This window comes from Streptomyces sp. ADMS, from assembly GCF_033441795.1.
Lineage (GTDB): Bacteria > Actinomycetota > Actinomycetes > Streptomycetales > Streptomycetaceae > Streptomyces.
In genome coordinates, this window is sequence record NZ_JAVFVX010000024.1 from 26,482 (window position 1) to 43,658 (window position 17,177).

Here is a 17,177-nt window from a genome sequence, read left to right on the forward strand (position 1 = left end):
GCCGCCCTCGCCGCGCCCATGTCGCACGCGGTACTGGCCGAGCTACCCGCCGCCCACGTCAGACAGCCCGCCGCAATCCCCGCCCACATCGCGCAGCCCACCGCGCCCCCCGCCCACGCAGTACAAGCCGCCGCAGCCGCACCTAGGCACCCGTCGGCCCCGCACCGTACCCGGCCCGTCCCCCACTCGGCCGAAGGAACCGCCTCATATGGACCGTATGGAACACCAGCCCCGCATCACCCCTACTCCCGCTCCTGACCCGCGCCCGCACAGCCCGGTCACCCACCCGTCCCCACCGTCCCGCACATCCCACCTGCCTTGCTCAGCCCGGTCCGCCCCCCACCTCACGCCCCCGCCGCTCCACGCACCCCCGTCCACCAAGCCCCCGCGTGAGCGCACCGGTCACCTCGGCCGCCCCAATCGCCTTGTTCTCCCCGCCCGACTCACCGCCGGCCTCGGCTGCGACGCCGTGGGCACGTCCCGTGAGTACGGGCAGCGGATCATGGACAGCCTGCCCCGCGTCGGCTGTGTCTTCGCCGACGACCAGTACTGGTGGTGGATCGTCCCGTCCGGTTCCCACCTCGGTGTCACCTGGCCGCAGAGCACTCGTTACGCGGTCGGTGCCCAACTGGCGGACCCGTCCTGGACGCGCACCCGGCCGGCATCTCCGTCCGCCTGGCCCCGGCTGATCCACAGCCCGGAGGGCGACTCCCCGTACACCCCGCCGATACCCCTGTACGTCGTCGCCTGCCGACTGGCCGGGAGCGTTCCCAGCTGGTCGCGCGGCGTGGGCGGCTGATCCCGCCGGCTCCCTCCCGAATCCCCTGGGGCGAAAGGCCTCGGGGGATCTTGACGGCATAAATGTTACCGGTAACATCGTTGCCGTCCCCGCACCGGCGCGAGGACGAGACCGCCGCGTTCTCGACCACAGGTGACGGGAGTCCACGTGACCGATCAACCCGACGGACGACCGGCGGTCACCGAGCGACGGACCACCCCCATCACATCGGCTACCCCCATCGTCCCGGCCATCCCCGTCTTCAGCCCCGCCGCCGTGGTCGCCTCCTGCGTCGGTTTCGTACTCATCGGGGCCCTCCAGGCCCTGTACGGCCCGGCGATCCCGGCCTTCCGCGACGAGTACGGGCTCTCTCCGTCGGCCGCTGGTCTCGGGCTGAGTGCCCACTTCGCCGGCGGGGTCGGCGGGGTGCTCCTCTTCGACCGGCTGTACGCGCGGATCGGCAACCGGCGCGTCCTCGGCAGCTCGTATCTCCTGATGGCCGGGGGAGCCGCGGGCTTCGCGCTGGCGCCGAACTGGCCTCTCGCCCTGGCCGCCGCCCTGCTCGCCGGGCTCGGCTTCGGCGGAATCGACTACGGCCTGAACCAGCTGTTCGCGGTCGGCTTCGGCCGTCGTTCGACGGCGATGCTGAACATCCTCAACGCCCACTTCGGTATCGGCGCGATCCTCGGGCCGGCGCTGATCGGCGCGGTGGGCTCCGAGCACTATCCGGCCGTCTTCCTCGCCTTCTCCCTCGCCAACCTGCCCCTGCTGCTGTGCCTTCGAGGCGTACGGGAACATCAGCCGCGCCCGACCCACGCGCCCCAGTCCGCCGCCCCCGCCGCCCCCGGCGGCCAGGTGCTCGCCCGCAGTATGGGTTCCGTGCTCGGTGTCTTCGTCACCCTCTATGTCCTGCACGTGGGCATCGAGGCGGGCGTCGGCGGCTGGGAGCCGACGCACCTGGAGACGGTCGGATACGGGGCCACAGCCGCCGCCACGGCCACCTCCGTGTACTGGCTGATGATGACCGTGGGCCGTTTCCTGGTGGCCCCGCTCGCCCTGCGCTTCTCCCCGCAGTCGATCATCGCGGTGTCCTGCGCCGGTATGACCGTCTGCCTGCTGCTGGCCGCCGTACCCGAACTCGCCCCCTACGCCTACGCGGGCGTCGGCCTCTTCATCGCACCGATCTTTCCCACCGGACTGCCCTGGCTCGGCCGGGCCGCCCCACGGGCCCGGAGAGCCGGTGCCGTGGTGATCGCCGCGTCGATGGCCGGGGGAGTGGCCGCGGGACCGGCGCTCGGCAAGGCCATCGAGTGGTCCGGCGTACGGGCCGTGCCGCTGTTGCTCAGCGGGGTCTCGGCGCTGTGCCTGGCGGCCACGGGCTGGCTGATCCGGGCGACCCGGGCCGACTGAACGACCTGCATCGACCTGCGCGACCTTCACGACCTGCACCGACGTGCACCGATCACGACCTGCATCGACCTGCGCGACCTTCACGACCTGCACCGACTTGCATGACGCGCACCGACGTCCACGACCAGCACGACCTCCACAACGTCCACGACCTCCACCGGCCACCTCGCCTCCAGCGAACGGCTGGAAATCCGCCCACCGAAGGGAAGTCCCCACATGCCCGCCCTGACAACGACGTCCGCCGGTTTCCTCCTGCACGGCGAACCGTTCCGGATCATCTCCGGCGCGATGCACTACTTCCGCGTCCACCCCGAGCAGTGGGCCGACCGGCTGCGCAAGGCCCGCCTGATGGGTCTCAACACCGTGGAGACGTACGTCCCCTGGAACCTCCACCAGCCCGAGCCCGGCACCCTCGCTCTTGACGGCATTCTCGATCTGCCGCGCTATCTGCGGCTGGCCAAGGCGGAGGGGCTGCACGTCCTGCTGCGGCCCGGCCCGTTCATCTGTGCCGAGTGGGATGGCGGCGGGCTGCCCTCCTGGCTCACCACCGACCCCGACATCCGGCTGCGTTCCAGCGACCCCCGCTTCACGGGTGCCATCGACCGCTACCTCGACCTGCTGCTGCCGCCCCTGCTGCCGTTCCTCGCCGAGTCGGGCGGTCCCGTGATCGCCGTCCAGGTGGAGAACGAGTACGGCGCGTACGGCGACGACGCCGCGTATCTCGAACATCTCGCGGAGGCCCTGCGCTCGCGCGGGATCGGGGAGTTGCTCTTCACCTGCGACCAGGCAAACCCCGAGCACCTGGCGGCCGGCAGCCTGCCCGGAGTGCTCACCACGGGCACCTTCGGCAGCAGAGTCGACAGGTCGCTGCAGGAGCTGCGGGCGCATCACCCCGAAGGGCCTCTGATGTGCGCGGAGTTCTGGATCGGCTGGTTCGACCACTGGGGCGAGGAGCACCACACCCGGGACGCGGCCGACGCCGCCGATGACCTGGACCGGCTGCTCTCGGCGGGTGCGTCCGTCAACATCTACATGTTCCACGGCGGCACCAACTTCGCCTTCACCAACGGCGCCAACCACGACCACGCCTACCAGCCCATGGTCACGTCCTACGACTACGACGCCGCCCTCACCGAGAACGGCGACCCCGGACCGAAGTACCACGCCTTCCGCGAGGTGATCGCCCGGCACGCGCCCGTCCCCGACGAACCGGTTCCCGCGCCGAGCCTCAAACTCCCGCGCACTGTCGTCGAGTTGGGGCAACGGGCACCTCTGCTGCCCCATGTGGGGCTCCTTGCCAAGCCCGTGCGCACCGAGGACCCGGTGACCATGGACGAACTGGGGCTGCGCGCCGGCTACGTGCTCTACCGCACCACCGCTCCTCTCGCGGGCGACGGGCTGCTGCACTTCGCCGGTGGGGTGGGCGACCGGGCGCAGGTGTTCGTCGACGGCGCACCCGTCGGCGTACTCGAACGCGAGCGGCACGACGAGTCCCTGCCCGTCCGGATTCCCTTTGCCGGAGCGGCAGTCGAGGTGCTCGTGGAGAACATGGGCGGGGTCAACTACGGGCCGCGCATCGGCTCACCCAAGGGGCTCCTCGGGCCGGTCGCCTACAACGGCACCGCCCTGCGCGGCTGGGACAGTCACCCCCTCACCCTCGACGACCTCAGCGCGATTCCCTTCGCACCCGCCGAAGCGAGCCCGGTCGCCCAACCCGCCTTCTATCAGGGCACGTTTGAGGTCGACGGCCCCGCCGACACCTTCCTGTCACTGCCCGGCTGGACCAAGGGCCAGGCCTGGATCAACGGCTTCCACCTCGGTCGCTACTGGAACCGCGGCCCGCAGCGCACCCTCTACGTCCCCGCACCCGTACTGCGCCCGGGCGCCAACACGTTGGTGCTCCTTGAACTGAACGCCACCACGTCCGCGCAGGTCCTGCTCACCGACACCCCGGACCTCGGACCGGTGAAGCCATGACCCACCACTCCGTCCGGATACCCGCGTCGGCCGGACCCCCGCTCACCAAGCACCTCCCCTTCGCGGACGCTCCCGGAGCCGCCGACCCGGTCGAGGTGACCAGCCGCTGGTTCACCCGTGGCGGACGTCCCTGGTTCCCCGTCTCCGGCGAGTTCCACTACAGCCGCTACCCGGCCGGGGGGTGGGAGGAGGAGCTGCTGAAGATGAAGGCGGCCGGAGTGACGGCCGTCGCCAGCTATCTCATCTGGATCCATCACGAGGAGACCGAGGGCCGGATCCGCTTCGACGGCGACCGCGACCTGCGCCGCTTCGCCGAACTCTGCGCCCGTCACGGCCTCGACTTCATCCCGCGCATCGGACCCTGGAGCCACGCCGAGGTACGCAACGGCGGGCTGCCGGACTGGCTCCTCGCCCGCGCCCGCGCACCCCGCACCGACGAACCCGCCTACCTGGAACCCGTACGCGGCTGGTTCACCGCGATCGCCGAGCAGCTGAAGGGGCTCGACCGGGCGCACGGCGGTCCGATCGTCGCCATCCAGATCGAGAACGAGCTGTACGACCGGCCCGGCCACCTCCTCACCCTGAAGCGGATGGCGCAGGAGGCCGGGCTGAGCGCACCGCTGTGGACCTCGACAGCCTGGGGCGGCGTGCAACTCCCGCCCGACGAACTGCTTCCGCTGTACGGCGGCTACACCGAGACCTTCTGGACCGAGTGGGACGGCGGCTGGTCCGACACCTGCCGCAAGCACTTCTTCTTCACCCGCCAGCGCGACGACGAGGGCATCGGCGCCGATCTGAGACCGACACACGTGCGCGGCGGAGAACCCGCGCCGACCGACCGATTCCCCTGGGCCACCTGCGAGTTGGGCGGCGGAATGGCCGTCGCCTACCACCGTCGGCCGCGTGTCGACGCCGCCGACGTCGGCGCACTGGGGCTCACGAAGATCGGGTGCGGCTCGGTCTGGCAGGGCTACTACATGTTCCACGGCGGCACCAACCCGGCGGGCGAACTGACCACCCTCCAGGAGTCGCACGCCACCGGCTACCCGAACGACCTCCCCGTCCTGACGTACGACTTCCAGGCACCGCTCGGCGAGTACGGGCAGTACCGGCCATCGTACGACGAACTGCGCCTCCAGCACCTGCTGTTGGCGGACCTCGGCGATCGCATCGCGCCCATGGATTGCGTGTTGCCGGAGCGGCAGCCGGCCGGGCAGGACGACCTGGAGACGCTGCGCTGGGCGGTCCGGAGCGACGGTGACTCCGGCTTTCTCTTCGTCAACAACCATCAGCCGCACGAGCCGTTGCCGGACCGCCCGGACACGTCGTTCACCGTGGAGTTCCCCGAAGTCTCCGAACTTACGTTTCCCAGTGCGCCAGTGACTGTCCCTCAAGGTGTCTATTTCTGCTGGCCGTTACGGCTCGACGTGGCCGGACTGCGGCTCGACTGGGCCACCGCACAGCCGGTGTGCACGGTCGACGCCGGTGGACGTACCGTCCTCGTGCTGGCCGCCACGGACGGCATTCCCGTCGAGCTGGCCCTGGACATCGCAACCCTGAGGTACGTGCACACGCCCATGGGGCAGGTCGTGTCCGCTGACGGACGCTTCCTCGTCACCGGGCTGCGACCCGGCACCGATGCCCTCGTCGAGGTCGGGACGCCGGACGGCGGACAGGTCGGCCTGCTGGTGCTGGACGAGGCAACCGCCCGTACCGCCTACCGGGGTATGGCCTGGGGCGCCGAGCGACTGGTCCTGTGCGGCGACGGGGCCGGGGTCGTCTTCGACGAGCCGGCCGGGGAGGTGCGGCTGCACAGTGCGGCGGCGGAGACGTCGTTCGCCGCGCTGCCCGCCCCCGCGACGCCTCCCGGGGAGAATTTGGGAGTCGCCGCCGACGGGGTGTTCACCCGGTACACGCTCCCGGCGGGCGGCAGCTCAGGCACCCTCGACGTGTCCCTCGTCCGGGCGGCCGGACCCGCACCCGACACCGTCACCGGCGTACTCGACCGGGCCAGTGCACCCGCTGACAAGCACTTCGACACGTCAGCCGCCGAGTACCTCATCGGCCTACCGGACGAACTCCCGCGCACCGGAACGCTGTTGCGTATCCACTGGACCGGTGATGTGGCCCGCGCGTATGCGGGGGAGACGCTGGTCGCCGACCAGTTCTTCGCGGGGCGGGTCTGGGAGATCGGCCTCGACCGCCTTCCGGACGGCATCCTGCGCGCCGTCGGCGGGCTGCGGGTGAAGGTGCTGCCGTTCGCCGCCGACGCACCCGTGCACCTGCCGGTGCCCGTGCCGGCCGGGGAGGCCGCGATCACGCGCGTCGAGTGGGTCACGGTCCGGACTCACGTGATCTTGGGGTAGGGCCTGTCGGTGGTGACCGGCGCCCGGCGGCCTATCCTGTGGGCCAGCCGGGCGGGACTCGACCGCCACCCGCGGGACGAAGCCGAAGGATGCATCCCCATGATCCGAAGTGCCGGTGGCGGCGCCGCTCCCAAGGGGCGCAGCCGACGCAACTTCGCGGGAACGCGGCCGGTGATGGACGACGTGGCACGGCTGGCCGGCGTCTCCAAACAGACCGTGTCGAGGGTGCTCAACGACAATCCGGCCGTCCGGGCCGAGACCCGCGAGGCGGTGCTGGAGGCCATGCGTTCGCTCGGGTACCGGCCGAGCCGCAGCGCGCGTTCGCTGGCCAGCGGGCGGACCCGGATGCTCGGGGTGATCTCCTTCGACGCGGCCCGCTACGGACCCGCCTCCACCCTCACCGCGATCAACACCGCCGCCCAGGACGCCGGCTACCTGCTCAGTTCCATCGCCCTCGACACCGCCGACCGGGACACCGTCGTCCAGGCCGTGGACCGGCTGTCGGCGGAGGGCGCCGACGGGGTCATCGCCATCGCGCCGCAGCGGCGGGTCGGCCGGGCGCTCGCGGAGGCCCACCTCGACATCCCCCTCGTCGTGATGGACAACGCCCTCGGCGACGACACTCCGATGGTCACCGCGGACTCCCGCGGCGGAGCACGCGCGGCCACCGAACACCTGCTCGACCTTGGTCACCGTACGGTCCGGCACATCGCCGGACCGACCGGCTGGACCTCCGCCGAACGCCGGGCGGCGAGCTGGCGCGAGAGCCTGGAGAAGGCCGGGGCGGAGGTGCCCGAGCCGCTCGTCGGTGACTGGAGCGCCGACTCCGGGTACGAACTGGGCCGGCGGCTCGCCCGCGATCCGGACGTCACCGCGGTCTTCGCCTCCAACGACCAGATGGCGCTCGGCGCGCTGCGTGCCTTCCACGAGGCCGGCCGCCGGGTCCCGGACGACGTCAGCGTCGTCGGCTACGACGACATCCCGGAAGCCGCCCATCTGCTGCCCCCGCTCACCACCATCCGCACCGACTTCCAGGAGATCGGCACCCGGTCGCTGCGGCTGCTCCTCGCGCGGATCGACGGTCGGGCGGACACGGGTACGAAATCGGACGCAGGCCTTGTCACCGTCATCCCCGCCCACCTCATCGTGCGGCGCAGCACGGGTCCCGCACCGGCCTGAACCGGGCCGGTGGCGACAGGTGGGGGCGGCGGGTTTCGACGATAAGGCCCCTGAGGTGCTGGCGGAGTCCGCCGGGGTGTTCGGGCTGCTCGCCTCGCCCGCCCGGCTGCACATCGTGTGGGCGCCGGCGCAGGGCGAGAGCGATGTGACCGGGCTCGCCGACCGGGTCGGCGGCGCGCTGCCCGCGGCCGGCCAGCACCTCACCAGACCGAGACTGGCCGGGCTCGTACGGGCACGGCGCGAAGGACGCCGGCAGGTGTACTTCGCCGACGACCCCGACATTCGTCACCGTCGTACGGCTGCTGGTCGGGGGGCGGGCCGACAGGGTTGAGAACACCCCCGTACGGTGCCTCCGTGGAGTCCGATCTCCGGACGCCGCAACGGCTCGACCGCTTCTCGCGCGGTCTGACCGACGGCGAGGCCGAGGCCCGGTCGGCGGCGGTCGGCGAGAACATCGTCCCGGTGGCCCGGCCGGTTCGTACTGAGTCCGCGGGACCCCTTCACCGCCGTACCGCTCTGTCTCGGGCTCGTTCCGGGGTCCGTCACGGCCTGGGGGACGGCCTCGGTGATCCTGTCGCTGGTCGCCGTCAGCTGTGTGCCGCGCGCCTCGGGCGAGCATCGAGCGGAACGTTTTCTCGGTGGGCTGCGCGAGCTGGTCGCCGGTGCCGCGACGGTCCTGCGCCGCCCGGAGGCGAGCTGGTCGCCGCAGGACCGGGAGATCCCGGTTGCCGACCTCCACTCGGCCCGGTTCACCGAGAACTGCTCACCCAGGCCGTGGCGATGCTGCTCCTGCGCGGCGGCGGGGGCCGGGCCGCGGGTCGGGCGGGCGGCGCCGCGCTCGCCACCGTCGGCCTGCCACCGTCGGTGTCCCCGCGCTCGGCCCGCCGCTGGGGCTGGGCGGGCTGGCGGGCCGTACCACGCGGCTCTGGGGGTCGTGCTGGGGCCGTACGGGGGTGCTCTCGCCGTCGCTCGGCGCCGACGGGGTGTCTGTCAACCGTAGGTCAGGTTCGAGCAGGGGCTGTCGTCCGCCGAGCGGGCTCCCTCGGCGACGTCCTCCGGGATCGTGGTGGGCTGCGGCGCGGCCGTGGAGCCGCCCGTGTACGACTCGCCGACGACCACGTTGACCCCCGTCCCCGGCACCGGCTGGATCGCCGCGCCGGGAAAGGCACGGGCCACGGTCTGGGCGTCCGACTTGTGCTCGGGGCCGTACTCGATGACCGTCGTCGTATGGTCCTGGCTGCGCGCGGTGGCCGTGCCGGTGACCGTGAAGCCGTCGGCGGTCAGCTCGGCGGCGGCCTTCGCGGCCAGGCCGGTGACGGTGGTGCCGTTGTAGACGGTGACGGTGATTCCCTTGCCGGACACGGGAGTCGGAGTGGCCGTGGGACGGGTGCTCGGGGAGGCATTCTTCCTGCCGCTCGCGTCCTTGCCGTCCAGCGTGCGGTCCGCCTTGAGGGCGGCCCAGAGTTCACTGGCGTCCGGTTCGACGATCGCGACGCGTGCACCCTCGTACCGCCACGGGATGGTGACGAACTTCGTGTTGTGCAGGTCGATGTCCTTCAGTGTCATCGCGAAGGAGATCAGCTTGTCGGCGGAGTGGAGACCGGGGTCGACGGTCAGGGACTTGGTGGCCGCGTCGGCGAGGGGCAGCAGCTTGGTCGGCGTCAGGCCGTTGCCCTTCACCTCCTTCAACAGGCTCGCCACGAAGGCCTGTTGGCGTTTGATACGGCCTATGTCGGAGCCGTCGCCGATGCCGTGCCGGATCCGCACGTAGTCCAGCGCCTGCTGCCCGGAGACCGTCTGCTCGCCCTTCTCGAAGAGCAGCTTGCCGCGCGTGGTGAGGTTGGGGTTGAGATCCCGCTGGTACACGTTCTGGGGGAGGCAGACCTTCACCCCGCCCACCACGTCGGTGAGCGCGGCGAAGCCCTTGAAGTCGACGACGACGGTGTGGTCGACACGCAGACCGGTGATGTGCTCGACCGTGTTCTGGGTGCAGGCGGGGTTGCCCCTGGCGGTCTCGCCGACCGAGTAGGCCTGGTTGAACATGGTGTTCGGCTGTGCGGTCGTCCACTTGCCGTTCGGCAGCTTGCAGGGCGGGATCGTCACCAGGGTGTCGCGGGGGATGGAGACGGCGACGGCGTTCTTGTGGTCGGCGTAGAGGTGCAGCAGGAAGGCGGTGTCGGAGCGGCCGATGTCGTTCACGTCGCCGCCGCCGAGCGCCGCGTTGCCGTCGTTGCGCGCGTCCGAGCCGATGACCAGCACGTTCTCGCCCTTGGACGAGTCGGCGGCGGGACGGTCGTCGGAAAGGCCGCCCGCGTCGAATGTCTTGATGTCGCCGTCGAGCTTCAGATAGACCCAGCCGGCGCCGGCCGCGACGAGCAGCAGGAGCGAGAGGCAGACGGTCAGTGCCGGCCGCCCTCTGCGTCCCGGCCTGCGCCCCCGCGTGCCCGCGGCGGGCCGGTGGCGCGCGGGTACGGCCCGCCTGCTGCTGGTGGTCATCGGCGCCCTTCTGACGTCTCACCTTGGTTGTGCAGTTGCGCAGAGTGGCAACTGTTATGTGTGACGAAAGGAAGGGCGGTGAGGTTGTGCTCCGAAACGGACTGGAACCGTGGCACCTGCTGCTCGTGGCGATCGTCTTCATCGCGATGTTCGGTTCGAAGAAGCTGCCGGACACGGCACGCGCCAGGGGCAGTTCGATGCGCATCCTCAAGAACGAGGCGCGGGCGATGAAGGCGGACGGGCCGGTGGGGGAGGGGTCTTCGCAGGTGGGGGGTCTCTCCGCTCGGCCCGTCGTCGATCGGTAGGATCATCCGCATGGCCGCTTCCGAACCGACCATCCTCGCGACCTCCGGCGGACACCGCACGGGCGGCCGGACCATGGTGGCGTTCGACGCCCTCGTGCATCACGCCGTCGACCTCTCCGGCGCCCACGGCCGCAGGCCACGCGTCCTGTACGTCGGGACGGCCATCGGGGACGCCGAGCACTTCACCGCCCGTATGGGCGAGGCCGCCCGGGTCGCGGGCTTCGACCTCATGCCGTTGCAGCTCTTCCCCATGCCCAACCTCGATGACGTCGAGGGCACGGTGCTCGAACAGGACGTCGTCTGGGTCATGGGCGGCTCGGTGGCGAATCTGCTGGCGGTGTGGCGGGTGCACGGCCTCGACCGGATCATGCGGCGCGCCTGGGAGGCCGGCGTGGTACTCAGTGGCGTGAGCGCGGGTTCCCTCTGCTGGTTCAGGGGCGGCACCACCGACTCTTTCGGTCCCGAACTCCGTCCGCTCAACGACGCGTTGGGATTCCTGCCGTACGGCAACGGAGTGCACTACGACAGCGACGCGGGCCGCCGCCCGCTGGTCCACCGGCTCGTCGCCGACGGCACCCTGCCCACCACGCACTGCACCGACGACGGGGTCGGCCTCGTCTACCGAGGGACCGAACTCGTCGAGGCGGTCGCGGAGTTGCCGGGCAGGGGTGCCTACGTCGTGAGGTGCGAAGATGAGTCGGTGGTGGAGGAGCGCATCGAGCCGCGCAGGCTGCCTTCTCCGGTGTCTTCCTGACCGTCCGCCGCGGATTCGGCGGTCACCGGGGCAGCCTCGGCTGCCTTTCGCTGCCGCTTGTCCCTGCGCCGCTGACGGCGGCTGACACGCGGTTCCTGGTCCGGGAGCCAGCCGAACGCCATACAGCTGCCTACGGCTCCCAGGGTGAGGCCGACGAAGAAGCCGCCGAGGTTCGAGGTGACCCACGTGCCCAGCGTGAGCATGATGCCGACGATCGAGTAGAACAGGCGTTGCGCGGGATTGAAGATGATCAGCAGACCGCACACCATCATCAGCGTCGGCAGCAGATAGCCCGCCAGCCCCTGCATACCGATGTGCAGGACGACCTTCAGCGACGCCTTCACGGTGAACAGGATCTCCGCGCCGCCCAGGGTGAGCAGCACCCCGGCCAGGAACGGACGGCGGGCCCGCCAGGTTCTGAAGGCGGGCCCCACCCCCTGTTTGTCGATGGCCGACATCAGCAACCCGACTCGCTGAAGCTCAGCTTCAGCCCGGGCAGCTTGAACACGGCCGCCGTGGTCGCGTAGTTGGTCTGCCGCAGATTGGCGATGTGGACGGTGTCCGCCTGCTGGCTGAAGACACCGGCCGGACCCTTGACGCCCGCCTTGGTGAGCGTGCTGGCGTCGTTGCCGATCTCGATGTTGGTGAAGGACGCGTTGCCCGACAGCTCGGTGGAGTCGGTCGTCAGGTCGGTCGCGCTCACCGGAGTGCCGCTGCTGCCCGCCTTGATCAGCAGGTTGACCCCTCCGAGGTCGACGCTCTGGCACAGCTTGGTGAGCGTCGCGCTCTTGATCGCGGAGGTGACGATGAGCACCTGGCCGCCGGTGTCACCCTCGTTCGGGCTGTTCTCGATCATGTGGTCGAGGCCGCCGAACTGCTCGAAGCCGGTGCCGTTCAGCTCGGTCGCGGTGACCGTGAACGGCATGCCCGAGATGGCGAACTGGACGCCCAGGGCGCCCTCGGCGGTGAGAACCGCGAGCGTCGCGGCGACCAGGGCCGCCGGCACCGCCATCACGGCGGCGCGGCGTCCACGGACCCGCCCGCGTCGTTCGGAGCCCTTTCCGGCACCATCGAAGAATTCGGACACGTTGGAGGATCCCGCGCCCCCGTCGCCTCCGGAGGCGTTGCCGCCCTCCGGCTGCTCGGGGTTGGATCCGGCGGACGACGAGACGTCCGAGGACGAGGCCATGGCTGCTCCCATTGCATAGATCAGTGCGTCAGTGCTGGTCGGGCTTCAGTGGCGCGTTGTCCTGGCGCGGACAGCGGCTGAGGCGAAACGTCTCCTCGCAACTCCCGGCGGTTGCAAGGGCTTTCACGGTTACGCTCCAGTAGCCGCCGAGGAAGTTACCCGTGGTTACTTTCGAGGGTCAAGGGAGTTGTGGAAAAAGGGTGCGGATTATGCGCCACCTGTGACTTCGCGGCGGGATCGAGGGCCGTCCGGGGCGTCCGGAGGGCTCTTCGGGGGATGTCGCAAGGGTTCGGAGAAGCGCGCGCAAGTTCAAGCAAAGTGCAATCGATGACATCAACTTCCGTTCGATGCCTTGACGTTGACGGTCCCTCAGGTCTAGAACTCTCGTGGTTTCCCCGGATCCGTGGCGCCGGATCCGCAGCGGTGGAGTCACCGCTCTTCCCGGACTCACAGCTCGTTCCGAAGTCCGCCTCCGAGGCACCGGCACGGCCGTTTCCCCCCTGGGCCGCCGCCGGTTCGCCCTGTCCCGCCCGGTCCGGCAGGAAGCCTCCCTCCAAGCCTTCCTGCCGGTCACCGGCCGGTTGTCGTTGCCGGTCCGTCATGTACGGAGAAGGCATAACGGATCGGCACCGGCGTCTTTCCCGCGCCCTTCATGCGTCCTGTGCGCGTTCGTTCGCGCGTCCTGACCCCGACGACACCACCCCCCCAACCCCCCACCCCCACCACCCCCAGTTCCAGAAAGAGGCACCCGCAATGCGTACTCGTACCCGCTCCGCCCTCGCCCTCGCCGCCGCCGTAGCCGGACTCTCGGTCGCCGCGGTCACCCCCGCGTCCGCCGCCGACACCGTGCTCACCGTCAACAGCGCGGCCGGCGACGCCGTCGCCGTGGGCGACGTCCTCAGCGCCTCCCTCGCCACCGGCACCGCGGCCACGCTCTACTCCAGCGCGACCGGCACCAGTGGTGTCTCGTGCGCGGCGTCGACCTTCACGGCGGAGGTCACCGACAACCCCGCGGCGCCCGGCATCGCGACCGAGACGGTCACCGCACACACCTTCGGTAGTTGCACCAGCAACGTCCTCGGTGTGCTCGGGGTGACCAGCGTGACCGTCAACAACCTGCCGTACACGACCGCGGTGAGCTCCGACGGCGCCGTCACCGTCACCCCGGCCGAGGGCTCCACCATCCAGACGACCGTGGTGCTGCGCACCCTGCTGGGCAGCATCAACTGCGTCTACCAGGCACCCAGCCTGTCGGGCACGGCCGGTGAGGCCGACAACAGCATCAACTTCACCGCCCAGGCGTTCACCAAGTCGTCCGGTTCGTCGCTGTGCTTCAGCAGCGGCTACTTCACCGCCAAGTACGCCCCCGTGCAGGACGTGACGCAGGGCGATGCCACGGTCTTCGTGAACTGAGATTTGATCAACAGGCGGCTGTGCGGACGGTGTTCACCGGCGGCGCAGCCGCAGAACGAGGGCGGCGACCACGGCGAGCAACACGGCTGCGGCGCCGCCCGCGACCACCTGCCGCGGCCCGGCGTCGTCGGTGGCTGACGCCACCGGGGTGCCGGTCACGGTGCCGGCCTGTGGGGCGGCGGAGTCGGCGGACTCCGCCGCCCGTCCCGTCTCCACGGCCTGTGCCGGTTGCCCGGCCGGATCGGTCGGAGTGGCCCGCCCGGTCGGAGTGGTCGGCCTGGGCTGCGCCGCGGGAGTGGCGGTGGCGGACGCCCTGGAGCTGCCGGAGCCACCGGATCCGCCGACGCTGCTCTTCGCTTCCGGGAACACCACGTCCGAGCAGGAGTAGTACGTGTCCGGCGTACTGGAGTTCTGCCAGACCGTGTACAGCACATGGCGCCCGGTACGGTCCGGCGGCAGCGTCATCACGACGCGGTACGCGTCGCCCGTCATCGCGGGATCCGTGACCTCGGCGAACGGCCGGTCCGGCAGGTCGGACCACGTCAGCGGCTCGGCCGGGTCGTACCCGGGCTTCGTCAGGAACATCTTGAACGTGCCGGTGTGCGGGATCGTCGAGCGGTACGTCATCGTCAGCCGCGCGCCCGGCGACAGCGTGGTCGAGGGCCAGTCGGAGCGCGCGAGGTCGAGCCCCCGGTAGTCGGGCAGCCCGCCGCTGCACAGGCGGCCGTCGGGGATCACCGCGCGGTCCCGGCCCTTCACGTTCGCGACCCGCAGGTTGTCCCAGAAGGTGAAGGGCGCCCCGCCGTTCGCGGTGAGCGCCGCCCGGCAGGCCGCCGTACCGGCCGTACTGCCGCCGTCGGGGGAGCAGGCGAAGGCCCGACTGACGGGTGTCGTCGGCGCACCGTGCGCCTGCGCGGGACCCGCCGTTGACAACGTGAGCAGCAGCGGCGCCGCGACGGCGGCGGTGCCGGCGAGTACGGCGACCGGGAACGTTCGGCGGCGGGCGGTCATCCGGGACGTCTCCTCGACCGAGGGGGAACAGTTCTGCTGCCGGCCGACCCGGGACGGGTCTGCCTTCGGGCAGTACGGGAAGCGGGCGCGTCGCGTTCAACCGGCGGACGGCACCTGGAGGCAGGACGTCAATCCTGCCTCGCCCCTGCCTTACCGGTCACGACGACCTGTCCCAGGCGCCGGCAATCCACCGCAACTCACCCAACCCGGTCAACTGGCCGCTGTTCAGGGGCGGTTTTCGGTGATCAAGGGTGGGGATCCGGACTGATCGAGGGTTTCCCCTGTATCCGGATGACCTTCCCTTTGCCTACTGTTCCACCACAGCCGCCCCATAGGTAACCCCGGAACGGGCCGCTCGCGCTTGGCCGGCCACCGCGCCGCTTTTCGAACCGCACCCCCCGCCGCTTCGACGACGAAGCGATTCGCCCGCCACTCCTCGCCGCCCGCGCGGCCCGGAGTACGGCCCCGAAAGGCAAGCCCTTGCGTACCTCACCCACCCGTGTCACGGGGCGGAAGCTGATATCCGCCGCCGCTGTCTCCGCCGCTCTGGTGGCCGCGGCCACCACCTCGGTCGCCTTCGCCCAGGAGCCCGCCGCCTCCGCCGCCCCGGAAGCCGCCGCGCAGGCGGTCGCCGCCCCGGCCGAGCGACTCATCGTCGGCTACAAGGCCGGCGCCGCCGAGGCCAAGTCGAACCAGGCCGCCGACGCCGACGCCGTCACCAAGGGCAAGGCGGCCGGCGAGAGCCTGGGCTTCCAGCGCCGCCTCGGCACCGGTGCTGCCCTCGTCGACCTGGGCGAGCAGCTCAGCAAGGCGGACGTCGCCGACGTCATCGCCGAGTACCAGGCCGACCCGCAGGTCGCCTACGTCGTGCCGGACCGCCTCAACAAGCCGCAGGCCGACCCGAACGACACCGAGTACAGCAAGCAGTGGGACCTCTTCGAGGCCACCGCGGGCATGCGCGTCCCGGGTGCGTGGGACACCGCGACCGGCAGCGGTGTGACCGTCGCCGTCATCGACACCGGCTACGTCACCCACTCCGACCTGGCCGCCAACATCGTCGCGGGCTACGACTTCATCTCCGACACCGCGGTCTCGGTGGACGGCAACGGCCGTGACAGCAACCCGGCCGACCCGGGCGACTGGTCCGCAGCGAACGAGTGCCAGGCCGGCGCCCCCGCCAGCGACTCCTCCTGGCACGGCACGCACGTCGCGGGCACCATCGCCGCGGCCACCAACAACAACAAGGGCGTCGCGGGCATCGCGTACAACGCGAAGATCTCCCCGGTGCGCGTCCTCGGCAAGTGCGGCGGCTACGACTCCGACATCATCGACGCCATCACCTGGGCGTCCGGCGGTACCGTCTCCGGCGTCCCGGCCAACGCCAATGTCGCCAAGGTCATCAACATGAGCCTGGGCGGTGGCGGATCCTGCACCTCCGCCACCCAGACCGCGATCAACAACGCCGTCAACCGTGGCACCACGGTCGTCGTCGCGGCGGGCAACAGCAACGCCAACGCCGCCAACTACTCCCCGGCGAGCTGCAACAACGTGATCTCGGTGGCCGCGCTCAGCCGCACCGGCGCCAAGGCCTCGTACTCCAACTTCGGCTCCACCGTGGACATCGCGGCCCCGGGCGGCCAGACCAGCACCGGCACCGCCAACGGCATCCTGTCCACACTGAACTCCGGTACGCAGGGTCCGTCCACCGAGTCGTACGCCTACTACCAGGGCACCAGCATGGCCGCCCCGCACATCGCCGGTCTCGCCGCGCTGATGAAGTCGGCGAACTCCTCCCTGACCCCGGCCCAGATCGAGTCGGCGATCAAGACCAACTCCCGTGCCCTGCCCGGCACCTGCTCGGGCGGCTGTGGCGCCGGCCTGGCCGACGCCACCAAGACCGTGCAGGCCGTGAGCGGCACCGGTGGCGGTACGACCGGGTCGGTCTTCTCCTCCACCACCGCCGTCTCCATCCCGGACAACGGCTCCGCAGTCGAGTCCTCGATCGCCGTCAGCGGCCTTACCGGCAACGCTCCCTCGGCCCTCCAGGTCGGCGTCGACATCACCCACACCTACCGCGGTGACCTGGTCATCGACCTGGTGGCGCCCGACGGCACGGCCTACCGGCTGAAGGCATCCAGCACCTCGGACTCCGCCGACAACGTGAACACCACGTACTCGGTGAACGCCTCCAGCGAGGTCGCCAACGGCACCTGGAAGCTGCGCGTCCAGGACGTGGCCTCCGCGGACACCGGCAGGATCAACGGCTGGAACCTCACCTTCTGATCTTCTGGTCCTCAGG

The 17,177-nt window shown here is 70.8% G+C and carries 12 protein-coding genes and 2 pseudogenes; 10 read left to right on the forward strand and 4 right to left on the reverse strand.

What is annotated here, in order from left to right:
- Positions 1-469: 469 nt before the first annotated feature.
- The 6 genes and pseudogenes from RB628_RS13335 to RB628_RS13360 all read left to right on the forward strand — a co-directional run.
- Entirely contained in the window at positions 470-799 is a 330-nt protein-coding gene (locus RB628_RS13335) for a hypothetical protein (RefSeq protein WP_318320595.1), read from the forward strand.
- Positions 800-1,000: 201 nt separating this feature from the next.
- Complete coding sequence (locus RB628_RS13340; protein WP_318320641.1) at positions 1,001-2,188, forward strand: MFS transporter; 1,188 nt, start codon at positions 1,001-1,003, stop codon at positions 2,186-2,188.
- Positions 2,189-2,404: 216 nt separating this feature from the next.
- Positions 2,405-4,165: a glycoside hydrolase family 35 protein gene (locus RB628_RS13345; RefSeq protein ID WP_318320596.1), complete on the forward strand. Its 1,761-nt coding sequence runs from the start codon at positions 2,405-2,407 to the stop codon at positions 4,163-4,165.
- Positions 4,162-6,531, forward strand: a complete 2,370-nt coding sequence (locus tag RB628_RS13350; protein WP_318320597.1) for a beta-galactosidase — start codon at positions 4,162-4,164, stop codon at positions 6,529-6,531. Before RB628_RS13345 ends, RB628_RS13350 begins: the two co-directional genes overlap by 4 nt.
- Positions 6,532-6,630: 99 nt before the next feature.
- Entirely contained in the window at positions 6,631-7,710 is a 1,080-nt protein-coding gene (locus RB628_RS13355) for a LacI family DNA-binding transcriptional regulator (RefSeq protein ID WP_318320598.1), read from the forward strand.
- A gap of 19 nt (positions 7,711-7,729) precedes the next feature.
- Positions 7,730-8,063, forward strand: a pseudogene (locus RB628_RS13360) (ArsR/SmtB family transcription factor); the annotation flags it as partial.
- A 637-nt stretch (positions 8,064-8,700) separates the two neighbouring features.
- On the opposite strand, the gene RB628_RS13365 reads toward RB628_RS13360, so the two are convergent.
- Complete coding sequence (locus RB628_RS13365) at positions 8,701-10,206, reverse strand: LCP family protein (RefSeq protein ID WP_318320599.1); 1,506 nt, start codon at positions 10,204-10,206, stop codon at positions 8,701-8,703.
- A gap of 86 nt (positions 10,207-10,292) precedes the next feature.
- On the opposite strand from RB628_RS13365, the gene RB628_RS13370 reads away from it, so the two are divergent.
- Together RB628_RS13370 and RB628_RS13375 are read left to right on the forward strand one after the other, a co-directional pair.
- Positions 10,293-10,511, forward strand: coding sequence for a Sec-independent protein translocase subunit TatA (locus tag RB628_RS13370; RefSeq protein WP_318320600.1), 219 nt, complete (start codon positions 10,293-10,295; stop codon positions 10,509-10,511).
- Between the two features lie 10 nt (positions 10,512-10,521).
- On the forward strand, positions 10,522-11,265 hold the full coding sequence (locus RB628_RS13375; protein ID WP_318320601.1) for a peptidase E: 744 nt from the start codon (positions 10,522-10,524) through the stop codon (positions 11,263-11,265).
- Positions 11,266-11,294: 29 nt separating this feature from the next.
- On the opposite strand, the pseudogene RB628_RS13380 reads toward RB628_RS13375, so the two are convergent.
- Both RB628_RS13380 and RB628_RS13385 read right to left on the reverse strand, forming a co-directional pair.
- A pseudogene (locus RB628_RS13380) lies at positions 11,295-11,723 on the reverse strand (DUF6114 domain-containing protein); the annotation flags it as partial.
- Positions 11,723-12,454 carry a DUF6230 family protein gene (locus RB628_RS13385; protein ID WP_318320602.1) on the reverse strand — a complete coding sequence of 244 codons (732 nt, stop codon included), beginning with the start codon at positions 12,452-12,454 and terminating at the stop codon, positions 11,723-11,725. The gene RB628_RS13385 and the pseudogene RB628_RS13380, both read right to left, overlap by 1 nt.
- A 753-nt stretch (positions 12,455-13,207) precedes the next feature.
- Here RB628_RS13385 and RB628_RS13390 point away from each other — a divergent pair.
- Complete coding sequence (locus RB628_RS13390) at positions 13,208-13,867, forward strand: Tat pathway signal sequence domain protein (protein ID WP_318320603.1); 660 nt, start codon at positions 13,208-13,210, stop codon at positions 13,865-13,867.
- Between the two features lie 33 nt (positions 13,868-13,900).
- Here the strand turns inward: RB628_RS13390 and RB628_RS13395 are convergent, their stop codons facing one another.
- Positions 13,901-14,878, reverse strand: a complete 978-nt coding sequence (locus tag RB628_RS13395; protein WP_318320604.1) for a lytic polysaccharide monooxygenase — start codon at positions 14,876-14,878, stop codon at positions 13,901-13,903.
- 480 nt (positions 14,879-15,358) lie between these two features.
- Here RB628_RS13395 and RB628_RS13400 point away from each other — a divergent pair, with 480 nt between their 5' ends.
- Positions 15,359-17,161: a S8 family peptidase gene (locus tag RB628_RS13400; protein ID WP_318320605.1), complete on the forward strand. Its 1,803-nt coding sequence runs from the start codon at positions 15,359-15,361 to the stop codon at positions 17,159-17,161.
- Positions 17,162-17,177 lie beyond the last annotated feature (16 nt).

Coding starts and splice junctions, on each gene's coding strand:
- RB628_RS13345 (WP_318320596.1), top strand. CDS start 2,405: ATGCCCGCCCTGACAACGACGTCCGCCGGTTTCCTCCTGCACGGCGAA.
- RB628_RS13350 (WP_318320597.1), top strand. CDS start 4,162: ATGACCCACCACTCCGTCCGGATACCCGCGTCGGCCGGACCCCCGCTC.
- RB628_RS13355 (WP_318320598.1), top strand. CDS start 6,631: ATGATCCGAAGTGCCGGTGGCGGCGCCGCTCCCAAGGGGCGCAGCCGA.
- RB628_RS13365 (WP_318320599.1), bottom strand. CDS start 10,206: ATGACCACCAGCAGCAGGCGGGCCGTACCCGCGCGCCACCGGCCCGCC.
- RB628_RS13375 (WP_318320601.1), top strand. CDS start 10,522: ATGGCCGCTTCCGAACCGACCATCCTCGCGACCTCCGGCGGACACCGC.
- RB628_RS13385 (WP_318320602.1), bottom strand. CDS start 12,454: ATGGCCTCGTCCTCGGACGTCTCGTCGTCCGCCGGATCCAACCCCGAG.
- RB628_RS13390 (WP_318320603.1), top strand. CDS start 13,208: ATGCGTACTCGTACCCGCTCCGCCCTCGCCCTCGCCGCCGCCGTAGCC.
- RB628_RS13395 (WP_318320604.1), bottom strand. CDS start 14,878: ATGACCGCCCGCCGCCGAACGTTCCCGGTCGCCGTACTCGCCGGCACC.